Raw genomic sequence first — 15,299 nt, 5'->3', positions numbered from 1 at the left:
TTATGATCCCAGAGCTCGGTTATTTTTCCTTAACCCTAGCAATGGTGCTGTGTGTGCTGTTGTTTGTGTTTCCTCTTTGGGGGGCGCATACGGGGAATTTGCGTCTGATGCGTGCAGCGCCTTCGCTTGCAGTTGGGCAGTTTGTCTTTGTGTTGTTGTCGTTTGCAGCGCTTATCTATGCGAGTTTAACGGATGACTTTACGGTGGCCTATGTCGCCCATCACTCCAGTACCACCTTGCCTTGGTACTATAAAATCACCTCGACATGGGGTGGTCACGAGGGCGCAATCTTATTATGGCTGGTGATGCAAGCAGGCTGGACTGCGGCGGTGGCATTGTTGTCAAAGTCGTTACCATGGCCGCTGCGAGCACGCGTGTTGGCGGTGCTTGGTTTCTTGGCCGTTGGCTTTATGCTCTACACCTTGCTGATGTCGAGCCCATTTGACCGTTTGTTGCCATATTATCCGGTGGAAGGACGAGATCTTAACCCGTTATTGCAAGACCCGGGGATGATCATTCACCCACCGCTTTTGTATATGGGGTACGTAGGATTATCCGTGTCGTTCTCATTTGCAATTGCTGCATTGTTAACAGGCCAGCTTGATAACCTTTGGGCTAAGTGGTCTCGCCCTTGGACTATGGCCGCGTGGGGTTTCTTAACCTTAGGTATTACCATCGGAAGCTGGTGGGCATATGCTGAGCTCGGCTGGGGTGGCTGGTGGTTCTGGGACCCAGTTGAAAATGCGTCTTTGATGCCTTGGTTGGTGGCAACTGCTTTGTTGCACTCGCTGGCAGTGACAGAGAAACGTGGCATCTTCAAATCTTGGACAGTGTTACTGGCTATTGCCGCATTCTCGCTGAGTTTGTTAGGTACCTTCATCGTGCGCTCGGGCATTATTGTTTCTGTGCATGCGTTTGCCTCAGACCCAGACCGCGGTATGTTTATTTTGGCCTTCCTCGCTATTGTTGTCGGGGGAGGTTTGACCTTGTATGCACTGCGTGCAGGACAGGTAAGCAGTGAAGGTCGCTATAGTTTATTTTCACGTGAAGTGGCGCTTTGGCTGAATAATATTTTGCTTGTAGTAGCGACATTGATTGTACTGCTAGGTACCTTATTACCCATGGTTCACAAAGAGTTGGGCTTAGGCTCCATCTCAATTGGTGAGCCATTCTTTAATCAAATGTTCACCTACCTCATTGTGCCTTTTGCACTGCTACTTGGCGCGGCTCCTTTGCTACGTTGGAAGCAAAACAAAGCCAAGCAGCTTATTAACAAGTATGCCCTTGGCATTGTTATCGCGCTTGTCGCTACCGGTGCATGGTTATTCAGCAGTTACGAGCAAATAGCGGCAGTCACCTTTATGGCAACAGCGTTAGCGCTGTGGATTATCGTTATGAGTGCACAGGATTTGCTGCACAAAACAGCACAAGCGGGCTCTATGAAGCGCCTAGGTCTCAGTTATTGGGCAATGCAATTAGGCCATATTGGCTTGGCGTTGGTGATTATGTCGGTTGCGCTGACTTCGGCATATTCAACTGAGCGAGATGTGCGTGTATTACCACAAGAACAAGTGTCTTTGGGTGGTTATGATTTTCGCTTTGACGGTGTCACGGCCATTCGCGGACCAAACTATACCGGTCATGCAGGGGTCGTCAGTGTCTTCAAAGATGGTGAATTTGAAACCACCTTGCATGCAGAGAAACGCCGTTACGATATTGGCATGCAGTTTATGACAGAAGCGGCAATTGATGATGGATTAACACGCGATTTGTATTTGGCGCTGGGTGAGCAGCTCAATGGTGGCGCATGGTCATTGCGTATTTATCATAAGCCATATGTGCGAGTAATGTGGCTTGGCGGTATTTTAATCGCGTTGGCTGGCTTTGTAGTGTTGTTTGACCGCCGTTACCGCCGCCGAGCACAGAAGGAGGCTCAAGCATGAGCAGAAAATGGTTAGTGCTGACACCGCTGGCAGTTTTTTTGCTGTTGTGTGTGTTTTTGCTAAAAGGCTTATTTTCAGATCCGCGTGAACTGCAAAGTGGGCGTGTGAATCAAGCGTTACCGGCGTTTGATTTACCCGATTTGATGCAGCCGCAAAAACGATGGACCAATGCTGACTTAGCCGATCAAAAATACCTCATTAATGTGTGGGGTACGTGGTGCCCAACCTGTGTCGCTGAGCTTGGTTATCTCACACAATTGCGTGAGCGCGGTATCAAGATTGTTGGCGTATATTATGAGCAAGGTTATGACCCAGATTTTGGTGATACCTTCAGCCTCTCAGACTTGCAACAAGAAGTCGCTGATATGCTGACGCGAGCAGGTGATCCCTATGCGTTTAATATGCTTGATTTGGACCGTCAATTTATCCTTGATTTAGGTGTTTCAGGGGCTCCTGAAACCTTCCTAGTCGATCATGATGGCACTGTGCTAGTTCATCACACCGGTGATGTTAACCCACGCGTGTGGCGCGCGAAATTCGCGCCATTGATGGGAGAATAAAATGCGTATTTTATTGTTGTCTTTATTTATTTTAATAAGTGGATCAGCCGTAGCTGTGGAAGAAAAATATGACTTCCAAAGTCCTGAACATGCGGCACTTTTTACTGAGTTAACCAAAGAGCTACGCTGCCCTAAGTGTCAAAACCAAAACATTGCTGACTCAGATGCGGTTGTTGCTAAGGATCTTCGCGACAAAGTCGAAGAGTTGGTTAAACAAGGACAGAGTAAACAAGAGGTCATTGATTATATGATCGACCGCTATGGCTACTTTGTGCATTATCAGCCACCGGTTACACCCGCGACTATCTTTTTGTGGATCCTTCCTGGCTTTATTGTTATCGCTGGTTTCGCGTTTATTATTTTGCGCCAAAAAAAGGCGGCACAAAAGGCAAGCTGGTCTGAATCAGACGAGCAGCTACTTCAGGATTTGATAAAGCAGTACAAGCGTAAGGAGTCTGCGTAATGTTGTCATTGTGGGGAGCGTTTGCAGTCCTATTACTACTGGCGCTGTTATTTGTATGCTGGCCTTTTTTTAGAACGTTTAAAGATGCCACTAACCCAAGCGTGAATGCTGAGCGCATTGATATCTTTGAGCAGCGTCAGCAGGAGCTGGCAGATGATTTAGCCTTAGAGCGTATTTCGCGTACCAGTTATGATGAATCCTTGCTTGAATTAAAGCGCCGATTACTCAATGAGTTAGCGCCTGAGCAACAGCTTCAAAGTCGTGGTGATAACCGTATTTTGGCACTCGTTGGTGCTGCATTTTTAATTTTACTCAGTGCTATTTTTTATCACTTTACAGGTAATCAATCACAGCTGTCAGCTTGGGAAAAGGCGATGCAGGAATTGCCATCTCTGGGCGAGCGTGCTGTATTGGGTAAAGGCGAGCCGCTGGATGCTAATGAGCGCCAAGCATTTTTGCTAGGGCTGCGCACCCGACTAGCTCAAGATGGCGATGATGCAGTCGCATGGTTAATGCTTGGCCGTGTAGCGATGACCATCAATGACTATGAGATGGCTAGCCAAGCGTTTGATAAAGTATTGGCGATGGACCCTGAGAATATCTCTGCAAAAGTGAGCTATGCTCAGGCGCTGTTGGTGCAAGGCAGTGAGCAAGGCATGAATCAGGCAGCCAAGCTGCTATCTCAAGTGCTACAAGTGCAACCACAGAATATGGATGCCATTTCGATGTTGGCATTGATAGCGTACGAGCGCAAAGACTGGCTTGAAGCAAAGAGTGCATTTGAGCTCATACTGGCAACGATGACTGAGTCTGACCCGCGCTATGCCATGATTGCGCAGCGAATTGATGAAATTGACGGTCGTATTGCGCAAGCTCAGAACGCACAGGCTGTGCATCAGTTGAGTGTTAATGTGACAATTTCTGAACAGGTGCAAGACAGGATACCACTTAACTCGGTGTTGTTTGTTTTTGCCAAAGCGGCCTCAGGACCGCCGATGCCGCTTGCGGTCCAGCGCTTTGATACATTCACGCTGCCTATGACGGTAACCTTGAGTGAAGCAGATGCCATGGTGGCACAACTAAGTCTTGCAGAGTTTGAACAAATTCAAGTGTTTGCACGTATATCCAAGGACGGCGATGTGGCCGTAGACTTAGGTGAATTGGAAGGTCAATCAGCGGTGTTTAATCACCAACAGCAGCAACAGGTTGATGTTGAGATTAATACCTTGATTCAATAGGGAACAAAGATGCTTAAAAAGATAACCTTAATCGCGATGACGGTGTTGCTTGGCGCATGTGCGCAGGTGCCACCTGAAAAGGAAGACCCGCGCGATCCGCTACAAAGTATTAATCGCCCAATATACGACTTCAATATGGATGTGTTGGATGCGTACATTTTGCGTCCTGTGGCTGTAGGGTATGTGAAGATAACCCCTGCGCCTGTGCGCAGTTCTATTGTTAATTTTACAGACAACATTGATGCACCTATCGATGCTGCTAATGCGGCGTTACAAGGAAAAATGGATAGAACAGGGGTTGCGTTAGCACGCTTTTTGGTCAACTCCACAGTGGGGATTGCAGGGTTATTTGATGTAGCAACTAGCCTGGGCCTCGAAAGTGTCGATGAAGACTTTGGCCAAACACTTGGAGTATGGGGTGTTGGCGATGGTGCTTATGTAATGCTACCTGGGATGGGGCCGAGCACAGCACGAAACCTTACAGGTGATGTGGTCGATAACTTTGTGTTGCCCGAAATTGCATTGACTACACCGCAAACTATTTTGGTTTTTGCGTTGCGAGTGGTTGAAACGCGCGCATCACTCATTCCACAAGAAAGCCTGCTCAATGAGTCACTTGACCCTTATACCTTTGTAAAAGACATCTATTATCAGCGTCAGTTGTATGAGGTCTATGATGGCAATCCACCGCTTCAAGAAGAGCCTGAAGCACAAGAATACGATGACGATTTCTTAGAAAATCTATGACCCAAACACGCAAAAGCCGGTCTACACCGGCTTTTTTAATATCAATGATATGAGCTTAACTAATGGCATCCATTTGCTCTTTGGCCCAGCTGATGGCCTCGTGATAGGCATCTGGGACCTTGTTCGGGTCGAGTTTTAACGCCTCAATGGTTGAGTTGGCATCTTGCCATTTTGCTTGCTCATACTGTTCAACAAGGTTGATGTACTGACCTAAGTCACCTTCACGCTCACTGAGCGCAGATTTAATATCTGTTGCCAAAGGCAAGCGTTCTACTACTTCACTCATGTCTTGGTCCAAGATGGCATCAAGGAGTGACATCATTGACGTCAAGAAAGCCCGACCAGAATCAACACCACCTGGGTTTTGCTCTGCTAACACTTCAGAGAAGCGCGCACGGGTCAAAGAGAGGTGCATAAGCTCTGCTGGTTTGTCAGAAGACAACTGGGCGGTGAATAACAAAGAAAGAAACTTTTTGATTTCCCCTGCGCCAAGAACCACTAATGCTTGCTTAATGGTTGAAATTTCAGCACGGCGCTTAAACATGGCTGAGTTTGAATAACGCAGCAGTTTGTACGATAAGTTCACGTCACGCTCGAATACACGAGTGATCTTCTCTAGGTCCATATCGGCGGTAGACGTTTCATATAGAAGCTCTGCGAGCGTTAATTCCGATGGCGGCAGGGCTTTGCTTTGTACCATTTCCGGTTTGGAGAAGAAATATCCTTGGAAATACGTGAAGCCTAAGTCCATCGCTTGTTGATATTGCTCGTGGGTCTCTACCTTTTCAGCTAATAGCTTGATATGAGGATAAGGTTTGATGGCTTCGATGACTTCAAGAATATGTTCTTTACTGGAGGTTAAGCAGTCAATCTTGATGATATCAATATGAGGGAAAAAATGGCGCCATACGTTTTGATGATGATAATCATCGAGCGCAATGGTGTAACCTTTTTCTTTGAGCTCCTGTGTTATCGCTAACAGGCGTTTACCCGGCTGCACAGTTTCAAGGATTTCGACAACGATCTCCTCGTTGCCCATCATAGAGGCGTACCCTTTTGCAAGTGTCTCTAGTGTGAAGTTGATATAAGCAGGCTTGTTACCTGTTAACTCTTCAAGCCCAAAAGTAAATTGGCTTCCTTCGATCAGGCGCGACGTGGCCTCATCACCATTGATTTGTGGAAATACGTTGTCGATGCCATCACGAAACAGCAACTCGTAACCTACAAGTGCTTTGTCTCTGTCCAAAATTGGTTGGCGAGCAGCGTAGAAATTCATTATTCACATCCAAACACGTTGCTAATTGCTTATTAATATATGAAAAAAACAGATTGCTTTCATCAAGTATTATATAAATTTATTGCCTTGCAAAATTGCGTTTACCCAAATTAGGCTCAATTGCGTTGCGTCTACTTATCCCTTAGCTCAGTAATTGGAGTTACACGCTTGGGCCGTGCTATAGTCCAAAGGCAGCAGCTACTCCTTAATAGTAGCCGTAACTTAACAATAACAATATGTTTCGCGGTAAAGTTTTACCGCATACTTTTAGCGCTATGTTGGAGGCAAGTTTGGAATTAGGAACAATTATATCCTTGGCTATCTACTTTATTGCCATGCTCGGCATTGGTTTATATGCCTATAAGAAATCGACCGATGATGTGTCTGGCTACATGTTAGGTGGGCGTAGCTTGCCACCAAGTGTTGCAGCGTTATCTGCAGGTGCCTCTGACATGAGTGGTTGGATTTTGATGGGCTTACCGGGGGCAATGTTCGTCAGCGGCTTTAGCGCAATGTGGATTGCTATTGGCCTTATCATTGGTGCATGGGCGAACTATTTGCTAGTTGCACCGCGTCTGCGTGTTTACACTGAGCGCGCTAATGACTCTATTACCATTCCGGATTATTTTGCTAATCGTTTTAATGACTCTAAAAACGCGTTACGTGTGGTGTCGGCAGTCGTTATTATTCTATTTTTCACCTTGTATACATCATCTGGTGTTGTTGCAGGTGGTAAATTATTTGAAGAGTCATTCGGCTTGTCTTACGAGATGGGCTTATATGTGACCACCGGCGTAGTTGTGCTTTACACCTTGTTTGGTGGCTTTTTGGCGGTAAGTCTAACGGACTTTGTCCAAGGCTGTATCATGTTTTTAGCGCTGATCATTGTGCCTACTGTAACCTACAGCTTATTAGACCAGCCTATGGCGCAAAGCTTAGAACACGTTAATCCAAGTATGCTTGAGTGGGTTGGTACAGGCTCTGTACTGGGTATTATCTCTGCTATGGCGTGGGGTTTAGGCTATTTTGGCCAACCACACATTATTGTGCGTTTTATGTCAGTGCGCAGTGTCAAAGATATTCCGACGATGCGTCGCATTGGTATGTCATGGATGGTCGTTGCCGCATTGGGTGCTGTAGCGACGGGCTTGTGTGGCGCCGCCTATAGTTTTGAAAAAGGCATCGAGGTGAGCGATCCGGAAACCATTTTCTTAATTCTTTCGCAGTTATTGTTCCATCCTTTGGTTGCGGGCTTTTTATTAGCTGCGATTCTTGCAGCCATCATGAGTACGATTTCGTCACAGTTGCTTGTGAGCTCTAGTTCACTGACTGAAGATTTTTATAAAATTTACGTCAAGCGAGATGCTAGCGAGAAAGAGTTAGTGTTGGTGGGGCGCATTAGCGTGTTAGTCGTTGCATTGTGTGCTATTTACCTCGCTTACGATCGAGATAGTTCAATTCTAAGTTTGGTGAGCAATGCATGGGCAGGATTTGGTGCAGCGTTTGGTCCACTTATCCTATTTAGTTTGTATTGGCGTCGTATGAACCTTGCAGGTGCATTGGCTGGTATGATTGTGGGTGCAGCAACGGTCTTATTCTGGATTTATGCGCCTATCACGGTGGATGGCCAATCGTTAAGTGCGTGGATGTATGAAATCGTACCGGGCTTTATCTTCTCAAGTCTGGCTATTGTTGTGGTGTCGTTAGCGACGACGCAGCCGCGTGATGAGTTGGTAGAGATGTTCGACAAAGTGGAAGCTGAATTGAACAGTTAACGCCATTGCAGATAAGAAAAAGCCACCGCGAAGGTGGCTTTTTTATTGCTAAGGCCTACAGCCATTGAATGGCTTGATTGATACGGCTTTGGTATTCATCAATAGGTGCCTGTGCCGAGGCAACTAAAATGGTATCACCTTGCGGGAAATGCGAGACGCGTCCAGCAAAATGTTGATCTGAGAAGTAATTATCTCCCAAGTATTTGTTGGGCGAGGGCACAACAAACATGGTCATCGGGCCAAACTCTGAGTCAAAAACAAGGTGCAAACCCTTTTGTCCTTTAAAGTGACAAAAGCGTGCATATTTTACCTCTCCAGGCAGTGCTTTTATCTTGCTGCCCAACTCAGCGAGGCGACTATTTACTTCTGATATATCAAAACGTTGTGTTGACTCTAATGAATCAATTTCATGGTATACATGCGCCAGTGCATGTTCACCTACGCTAAGTGGTGGCAAGCTGAATTGATATACCGCAAAGCTGCATGCGATGGCAACAGATGCCGCCATGGTCCAATACCATGAACGTTTTTTGCGTGCCTGACCCAGTTCTTTTATACGCTCTGGGCATTCCAACATAGTTTGCTTAAGAATAATCTTGTCTGCCAAGTTATCAGGCACATCAATATTCATGGCTTCATTGAGCTCTTTATCAAGCGCTTTGAGCTCATTGACAAGCGCTTTACGCTCGGTGCTTTGCTCCGCGAACTCTTTAAGTTGTGGATCTTTATCAGTTGGCTCAGCGAACAGGCGCCGACGAAATTCTAATTCATCCATTGGGGGCCTCTTTATACTGTTCGTTACTACTCGTTAATGCTTCTTTAAGCTGGTTACGGGCACGAAAAAGTCGTGTCATCACCGTATTTTTGTTTAAATTTAGAATGCTTGCTATTTCTTCACCACTGCACCCACCAATTACTTGTAATACAAGTGGTTCTCTGTACTCATGTGGTAGTGCAAGAATGTGTCTTTGCACGACAGTAAGCTCCATTTCGTCATCCAATGACGGGGTCGAATCATCGATGAGAGTGTCTTGCTCAACATCGCTATAGTCGAATTGTTTACGTTCAAATCGACGGGCATTTTCTCGACGCAAAATGGTGAGCAGCCATGATTTAGCCGCAGCATCGTCTTGCAAGGAGTCAAGGGACCGCCATGCTCTTAAGAATGTTTCCTGGACCAGATCTTCTGCCACGGTGGGATCTTTACACAGCCAAAAGGCAAAGCGATAAAGCTCTTTGTGATAGACTTGGACCAACGCTTCGTAGCGCTTTTGTTTATTTGCCATGCTCAGTAAGACCCATGAAGGGGGGTTTTTATTTCCTAAAAAGGAAAATTTTTTGCAGCCAGTGAGATTTTACTCAGTGGCTGCGTGCAGAGCGCCTAATACAAAGAGTCTAGTTTAGATTGGTTATCCTTGGTCGGTATTTTGCGTGATGCCGCTTGGCCAATTAAGGGGTAGTTAATAGCAACGCCATTTGCAGGGCTGTAGAGTGATTTACGCAGCTTCGCAAATTCATCAGCCGCCTCTTTTGACCAATACTCTAACCACGCATCGATACTGCCATGGTTGGCTTTGGCATACGTATCAATTGCGTGATACAGGCCTTTTGCGTCTTCATTTTTGATTGCTATCACGATGTTCTTAATGCCCTGCACAGGAGGTGGTTGGGTGTTGTCTTGTGCTTTTGATGTCGTTTTATCTTTGCGGCTCAACCACCACATAAACAAGGTCACCAACCATAAAATATAACCAGGTAATACCAGATACCAGGCAATTGACGTGCTCTCATCTGTTGATACAGCCGGCTGTGCCAGCGCTTTGGCATCATTATCTAGAGTTGGTTTTACAGTATCACTCACAGCGTCACCTATTACGGTAATGGTCTTTGCGGGTACTTTAGCTATTTGAGTACGCCCTGTTACCGTATTGAACCAAGGTACGTTTACCTCTGGTAGCACATACGTACCGGGTCTTTGCGGCACATAGGCAACAGAGGTTTTCGTTTGCGCTATTAATCGGCCATTACGGACTAAATGGGTGCGTTCTGTTTGATCTGGATAACTGCGCACGTCATCCACTTCTTCATTAGGTACGTCGGGTAACTGTTCTTTAGTTACATTTAACGCTGTGAGTGTCAGAGTGCGTGTAATTGGCGTGCCCACTTGCACTTCATCTTCGAGGCCCTGCCACTGTTCACTTAAATCTACCAGCTCACTGGGTAGCCAAGAGCCAGATTGTTGCGCTGGTATTGGTTTGATGTCTAGCAGCTGATCGGGCGCAGTGGCACTTACACCAATAGTGCGATAATTTTTTCGCGCTTTAGCGTTTAGAGTGGGAGCTTGTAGCTCATATGTGCCACTTTTTTGCGGCTGAATAAGGTAGTTACGTTCAATAACGCGGTAGCGTCGACCGTCGATGACTTCTTGCCCTTCAGAATCTTGTCCCATTTGTGAAATGGACGCTTCAGCGAGTGTCGGCGGCGTTAATGAGCCATCAACTAAATCAACACCTAGATAAAGCTTCACCGTATAAATACCCGCCTGCTGCACATATAAAGATGACGGGGTTAGCTCTGTTTTGATGAAGGCATTCTCTGCTTGAGCTTGAGAATTATTACTTGCCACTACTTTTAACGTAAAAGGTGCAGAGCTGATGCCGTCGATGGTGAAAGCGGGGATTTGATATTCGCCGGGATTGCGGGCCATTAATTCAATGTGCCAAGAATCTTTGCGGCTGAAAACGCCATTTACATAGCGAGAGTCTGTGCTCACTGAAGTAGGGCCAACGACAAAATCTTTGAGTAATGCAGAGGTGTCTAACTTGTTTTTGTCTACAGAGTCGTCGGCGGTGATTGTCAAATAAAAGAATTCATTGGTGAGCACCGGATTTTTATTAACACTGGCTTCAACTTTTGACAGCGCTAAGGCACTGTGGCTGATCAATAATAAGCACAGGGCAAATATACTTCTTACCATGACTTCTCTTCTCCTTGTGGCAAGCGACGACGATATCGTTGGCGTTTCTGCGCCTCTAATTGCATTTTATTGCGTAATAGAATTTCAGGTTCATCAGGAATTTTTCGCAGTAACTGGTTTAGCTGCTGCATTTTTTCTCGCTCTTCGGGGCTAAGCTGAGCATCAGCAAGGGCAACCTGTTGCTCACTTTGTCCCTCACCGTGTTCGCCTTGCTGAGTGTCTTGTGGTTGCTGTTGTGAGCTTTCAGCGTCTTGTTCACTGGTTTGTGGTTGTTCATCATCAGCTTTCATAGTGGGATCACTAGCAGATTGTTGCTGTGCATCTTGCTCAGATTGCGTTGCATCGTCATCTTGCTCTGTGGTTTGGGCACTATTTTGCGGCGCGTTTTGCTGTGCATCATTACGCTGTTGATTGTCACTGTCGCTACTGCTTTGTTGTTGCGAGTTTTGCTCAGTGCCATTGTCTTGTTGTTGGTCATTAGTTTGCTGTTGACCTTGTTGTTGGCCTTGCTGTTGCTCAGAGCCTTGGTCTTGCTGTGACTGGTTTTGATCACCTTGCTCACCATTTTGCTTCTGGTCTTGCTGCTGATTCTTGAGCTGCTCTAACAAGGTTTTGTTCGTGGCTGCGCTGTGTAAGTTGGGGTTTATCTCAAGGGCCTGTCGATAGCGCTCTATTGCTTCGTCAATTTGCCCTAACTGCGCCAGCGCATTACCTTGGTTGTATAACCCAGATGCTGATGCGTCTTTATTAAATTCAGACAACGCAGCTTGATAGTCTTGTTGTTGATACAAAGCAGCCCCTCGCAGAAGCGGATTGTGCGACGCGCTTGCCTGCTCATACTCTTTTTGTGCGTAGGCATGAAGTGCATTTTGTTCGTTATTTTTAAACCATGATTGCCAATTAGCGGCATGCGCTCCTTGCCAAGGAAAGAGCACGCATACAGCGCATACCATGATAGCGCGACGATGGATTTGAATGAGCAATAAAGGCAGCGCTAGAAGAGCAAGATAGATACCCGCATCAATGCGCCAAAGGGTTTGCTGATTTTTGGCTTTGCGCGTTGTTTGAGTGTTTTCGCCATTAGCGAGCAAGCCAAGATTGTCACTACTGGGCTGGTAGCGTACCAGTTGACCACCCCCTAAATTGGCAAGTCTCGAGAGGCGGTCAAAGTCGGTTTTAGGGATCACAATTTGCCCAGCATCGTCTTTCAAAAACCCCCCATCTGGAAGACTAATAGGCGCACCTTGCTCAGAGCCTAGTGCGTAAATGGATAATCGATGGGGAGTATTGGCTAACCAATCCCGAATATCACTTTCATCCTCATAATCAATGCCATCAGTAATGAGAATTACATCCCCTTGCGGGTAGTCTGCTTGCTCAAGCAAGTTATGTGCGGCCGTTAACCCTGTTAAAACGTTGCTGCCTTGCTCTGGCATGATATCTGGTGTCAAACTGGGAATAAGGTTGTCCAGCGTTTTAACATCTGAGGTCAGTGGCGAGATAGTGTATGCATCACCGGCATAGGCAATGAGCGCAGTTTCACCTTCTTCAAATAGTGCAACCATGTCCAGCGCTTTAAATCTGGCTTGCTGCAAGCGGCTAGGGCTAATATCAGTGGCAAACATGGAGCGCGACATATCCATTACGATGACGCGAGCTGTCTTTGCTTCATAGACTGGCACTTCTTTTTTGCTAAAACTAGGACCTGCTAAAGCAAGTACCATGATAGCAAGTAACAGCGCGTTAACTATGCCACTGCTTTTTTGTTTTTGGTGTGTCTCTTTCATGACTTGTGTTGCCAAATGCGCTGCTATCAGCTCACCTTGTTGCTGCGCCTTTGAGCGCTTCACGATAGCCCACACACAAAAGAATATGACGGGTAGGAGTAACCACAATGCTTGGGGACGCAGAAATACAAATTCATTCATGCTTGTCTCCTTGTCATAGCATACAAAATTGGCCGAATATGTTTTCTAATAACGGCCAAAAACAAGGCTAATAAGGCTGCCGCCAAGGGCATATAAAAAAGTTGTGTCGTTGGTCTAATTGTTTGTTCTTGTTTAGCCTGCGGCTCTAATCTATCTAGCTCTTGGTAGATATTTGCGAGGCTTTGGGTATCGGTGGCGCGAAAATACTGGCCGCCAGTTTGCTGTGCAATTTCAGTAAGTAACTGTTCATCGAGACTGCTACCTGAAGACATGTTGAAAAAGCCAGTATTGACAGGCCCATTGGCACCCACGCCAACGGTATAGACCTTAATATTGGCGTCTTTAGCCAAAATGAGCGCCTCTTCAGGGGTTAAGTTACCTGCGGTGTTTTGACCATCAGTGAGTAAGATAACCACTTTATTAGATTGGCTTTTTTCACCAAAGCGCTTTACTGACAGCCCAAGTGCGTCGCCAATGGCTGTAGCACGCCCCACAAGGCCTATCTGTGCTTCTTCTAGCATTTGCGCCACCGTATCTAGATCTCGAGTCAGAGGGGTTTGTAAAAACGCCGTATCGGCAAAGAGTATGAGCCCGAGCTGATCACCTTGGCGCTCTTTTATGAAGTCGCTAAGCACGCTTTTAACTACGCTTAGGCGGTCTACAAAGCGGCCGCGGTAGGCCATATCTTGCTCATTCATAGAACCAGATAAATCCACAGCCAACATGATGTCGCGTCCCTCGTTAGCAAGTGTAATTGGCTCACCGCGATATACTGGATTGGTACTGGCTAGCACGGTACAAATCCAAATAACGCTGATTAACCAATGGGGCCACCGTGTTGATGTGAGCGACTGCTGATGCTTTACATCCACATGATTAAACGATGGGATGTGCAGCTTAAGTGCTTCATTGCTGTTTTTGTTGGGTGTGAGTAACACTAACAACCAAGGCAGAGGTAGTAGTAATAACATCCAAGGCCATTGAAACTCATACATCGAGCACCTCCTTGGTTTTGAATTGCACAATGGCACGCTTGAGCTTGTCACCAAGATTGCCATGTTTGGCCTTGGCACGATAAATTGCTGTTAGCTCATCATTGGAAAACGATTCATTGCTCAAATGCGATAAAGTTGTGGCCCATTTTTGCCCGCTTTGAGCACTGACGTGTGCGCCATAGTAGTGTTTACATAATCGTTTCAGTATTTGGTGTAGCTCTAATAGGTCATCGGTTGATGCCAGTTGCATGGCTTCTCGTTTGGCACCGAGGTGCTTGTGTCGAGCGCGAAGGTAAACAATGAGGGCTATTACAAGGGCAATGAGTAATACTGCTAACAACCACCAAGCAGGACCTGGCGGCCAAGCACTGACTTCAGTGGGTGCGATGACGTCTTCAAGTTGAGGGATAGGCACAGACTGCATTTATGTGCTCCGCTGATAAAATTGCTGTTCCAGTGCTTTGGCAGCACTGATCTCAATGAGGGAATGGCAATAACGTGACAATATCTGTAAGCGCGCTGAGCCTAGTTGTCGCGCGCGTTTGTTAAAGCGAGCACGAAATGTTGCATCATCTAATGCGAGACTAATTTCACCTTGACCCGTACTCACCTTGATTGCTTCTTCATACTTTGGCAGTTTACGCTCGAACGGATCGCTAATGACACAGGCCACCACTTCACAATGGCGAGCAAGGTGCTGTAATTCACGTTCAATAGCTTGGTTGTGTGATGTGCTCAGGCCAACAAAATCGCTTATCAGATATACCGCGCTGCCTGGTTTTGCTAATTGATTTAGGCGCTTTAACTGCGTCAATAAATCACTGGGTTTGCTTTTTATCGAGGCGTTTTGTTGCTGGGCATGACAATCGAGCATGCCATGAAAAACGCGCAACACAGCTTTATCCCGACTTTGCGGTCGAAACTCATAATGTTGATTATCGTTAAATACTAATGCACCGAGTTTATCGCCACGTTCACATGCAGACCACGCAATTAGCGCACTCAGATGGGCTGCTTGTACTGACTTAAAGACAAACGCAGAGCCAAACTGCATATTGGCACTAAAGTCCGTCATTATCAGAACGGGGCGCTCTTTTTCTTCTTGAAATAACTTGGTGTGAGCTTCGCCCGTGCGCGCAGTTACGCGCCAATCAATACTGCGTACATCATCACCGTTTTGGTAATGACGCACTTCGGCAAACTCCATCCCGCGACCTTTAAGTGGCGCTAAATATTGACCACTCAAGGGGCTGCGTATTTTTCTGCGCACCGCAAGGTTGAGCAGCTTTGTTTTGCTCTTATAGTAAGTGAGCTCTTTGAGTGCGAGCGAGTGGCCATTACTGTGAAGCTGCGCGAGCCACTCATGCACACTACTAGGTGATGAGGACATTTTCAGC

At 46.4% G+C, this 15,299-nt stretch carries 13 protein-coding genes and 1 pseudogene; 6 read left to right on the top strand and 8 right to left on the bottom strand.

All coding sequences use genetic code 11. The annotated features are described in order from the left end of the window. Positions 1-2 precede the first annotated feature (2 nt). The 5 genes from AAEU32_RS01865 to AAEU32_RS01845 are packed head-to-tail and all read left to right on the top strand — an operon-like array spanning position 3 to position 4,951. Complete coding sequence (locus AAEU32_RS01865; protein ID WP_421968829.1) at positions 3-1,943, top strand: heme lyase CcmF/NrfE family subunit; 1,941 nt, start codon at positions 3-5, stop codon at positions 1,941-1,943. Then, the gene (locus tag AAEU32_RS01860; protein WP_421968828.1) at positions 1,940-2,503 is read left to right on the top strand and encodes a redoxin family protein; all 564 of its coding nucleotides are present in this window, start codon (positions 1,940-1,942) and stop codon (positions 2,501-2,503) included. Before AAEU32_RS01865 ends, AAEU32_RS01860 begins: the two co-directional genes overlap by 4 nt. 1 nt (position 2,504) lies before the next feature. Then, the gene (locus tag AAEU32_RS01855) at positions 2,505-2,966 is read left to right on the top strand and encodes a cytochrome c-type biogenesis protein (protein WP_421968827.1); all 462 of its coding nucleotides are present in this window, start codon (positions 2,505-2,507) and stop codon (positions 2,964-2,966) included. Continuing rightward, positions 2,966-4,204 (top strand): c-type cytochrome biogenesis protein CcmI, encoded by a 1,239-nt coding sequence (ccmI, locus tag AAEU32_RS01850; protein ID WP_421968826.1) that lies wholly within the window; start codon positions 2,966-2,968, stop codon positions 4,202-4,204. The genes AAEU32_RS01855 and ccmI overlap by 1 nt, the downstream gene beginning before the upstream one ends. A 9-nt stretch (positions 4,205-4,213) precedes the next feature. After that, the gene (locus AAEU32_RS01845; protein ID WP_421968825.1) at positions 4,214-4,951 is read left to right on the top strand and encodes an MlaA family lipoprotein; all 738 of its coding nucleotides are present in this window, start codon (positions 4,214-4,216) and stop codon (positions 4,949-4,951) included. A gap of 55 nt (positions 4,952-5,006) precedes the next feature. Here AAEU32_RS01845 and AAEU32_RS01840 read toward each other — a convergent pair whose 3' ends face one another. Then, positions 5,007-6,227, bottom strand: coding sequence for an EAL and HDOD domain-containing protein (locus AAEU32_RS01840; protein WP_421968824.1), 1,221 nt, complete (start codon positions 6,225-6,227; stop codon positions 5,007-5,009). A 290-nt stretch (positions 6,228-6,517) separates the two neighbouring features. Between AAEU32_RS01840 and putP the strand changes: the two genes are divergently transcribed. Then, positions 6,518-8,002 (top strand): sodium/proline symporter PutP, encoded by a 1,485-nt coding sequence (putP, locus tag AAEU32_RS01835; RefSeq protein WP_421968823.1) that lies wholly within the window; start codon positions 6,518-6,520, stop codon positions 8,000-8,002. Positions 8,003-8,057: 55 nt separating this feature from the next. On the opposite strand, the gene AAEU32_RS01830 is transcribed toward putP, so the two are convergent. From AAEU32_RS01830 to AAEU32_RS01800, 7 genes and pseudogenes are all read right to left on the bottom strand, one after another. After that, positions 8,058-8,777 carry a DUF3379 family protein gene (locus tag AAEU32_RS01830; protein WP_421968822.1) on the bottom strand — a complete coding sequence of 240 codons (720 nt, stop codon included), beginning with the start codon at positions 8,775-8,777 and terminating at the stop codon, positions 8,058-8,060. Continuing rightward, positions 8,770-9,324 (bottom strand): annotated as a pseudogene (locus AAEU32_RS01825) (sigma-70 family RNA polymerase sigma factor); the annotation flags it as partial. The gene AAEU32_RS01830 and the pseudogene AAEU32_RS01825, both read right to left, overlap by 8 nt. 59 nt (positions 9,325-9,383) lie before the next feature. Continuing rightward, positions 9,384-10,979 carry a BatD family protein gene (locus AAEU32_RS01820; RefSeq protein ID WP_421968821.1) on the bottom strand — a complete coding sequence of 532 codons (1,596 nt, stop codon included), beginning with the start codon at positions 10,977-10,979 and terminating at the stop codon, positions 9,384-9,386. Further along, entirely contained in the window at positions 10,973-12,907 is a 1,935-nt protein-coding gene (locus AAEU32_RS01815) for a VWA domain-containing protein (protein ID WP_421968820.1), read from the bottom strand. Before AAEU32_RS01815 ends, AAEU32_RS01820 begins: the two co-directional genes overlap by 7 nt. After that, entirely contained in the window at positions 12,904-13,902 is a 999-nt protein-coding gene (locus AAEU32_RS01810; protein WP_421968819.1) for a vWA domain-containing protein, read from the bottom strand. Before AAEU32_RS01810 ends, AAEU32_RS01815 begins: the two co-directional genes overlap by 4 nt. Then, positions 13,895-14,326: a DUF4381 domain-containing protein gene (locus AAEU32_RS01805; protein ID WP_421968818.1), complete on the bottom strand. Its 432-nt coding sequence runs from the start codon at positions 14,324-14,326 to the stop codon at positions 13,895-13,897. The genes AAEU32_RS01810 and AAEU32_RS01805 overlap by 8 nt, the downstream gene beginning before the upstream one ends. Beyond that, positions 14,327-15,292: a DUF58 domain-containing protein gene (locus AAEU32_RS01800; RefSeq protein WP_421969043.1), complete on the bottom strand. Its 966-nt coding sequence runs from the start codon at positions 15,290-15,292 to the stop codon at positions 14,327-14,329. It lies immediately after the preceding gene. Positions 15,293-15,299 lie beyond the last annotated feature (7 nt).

This window comes from Pseudoalteromonas maris (assembly GCF_049257235.1).
GTDB lineage: Bacteria > Pseudomonadota > Gammaproteobacteria > Enterobacterales > Alteromonadaceae > Pseudoalteromonas.
The sequence above is the reverse complement of the archived record's forward strand: the minus strand, read 5'-3'. Positions and strand labels throughout refer to the sequence as shown.

Coding starts and splice junctions, on each gene's coding strand:
- AAEU32_RS01820 (WP_421968821.1), bottom strand. CDS start 10,979: ATGGTAAGAAGTATATTTGCCCTGTGCTTATTATTGATCAGCCACAGT.
- AAEU32_RS01840 (WP_421968824.1), bottom strand. CDS start 6,227: ATGAATTTCTACGCTGCTCGCCAACCAATTTTGGACAGAGACAAAGCA.
- AAEU32_RS01815 (WP_421968820.1), bottom strand. CDS start 12,907: ATGAATGAATTTGTATTTCTGCGTCCCCAAGCATTGTGGTTACTCCTA.
- AAEU32_RS01830 (WP_421968822.1), bottom strand. CDS start 8,777: ATGGATGAATTAGAATTTCGTCGGCGCCTGTTCGCTGAGCCAACTGAT.
- AAEU32_RS01855 (WP_421968827.1), top strand. CDS start 2,505: ATGCGTATTTTATTGTTGTCTTTATTTATTTTAATAAGTGGATCAGCC.
- AAEU32_RS01800 (WP_421969043.1), bottom strand. CDS start 15,292: ATGTCCTCATCACCTAGTAGTGTGCATGAGTGGCTCGCGCAGCTTCAC.
- AAEU32_RS01865 (WP_421968829.1), top strand. CDS start 3: ATGATCCCAGAGCTCGGTTATTTTTCCTTAACCCTAGCAATGGTGCTG.
- ccmI (WP_421968826.1), top strand. CDS start 2,966: ATGTTGTCATTGTGGGGAGCGTTTGCAGTCCTATTACTACTGGCGCTG.
- AAEU32_RS01860 (WP_421968828.1), top strand. CDS start 1,940: ATGAGCAGAAAATGGTTAGTGCTGACACCGCTGGCAGTTTTTTTGCTG.
- AAEU32_RS01810 (WP_421968819.1), bottom strand. CDS start 13,902: ATGTATGAGTTTCAATGGCCTTGGATGTTATTACTACTACCTCTGCCT.
- AAEU32_RS01845 (WP_421968825.1), top strand. CDS start 4,214: ATGCTTAAAAAGATAACCTTAATCGCGATGACGGTGTTGCTTGGCGCA.
- AAEU32_RS01805 (WP_421968818.1), bottom strand. CDS start 14,326: ATGCAGTCTGTGCCTATCCCTCAACTTGAAGACGTCATCGCACCCACT.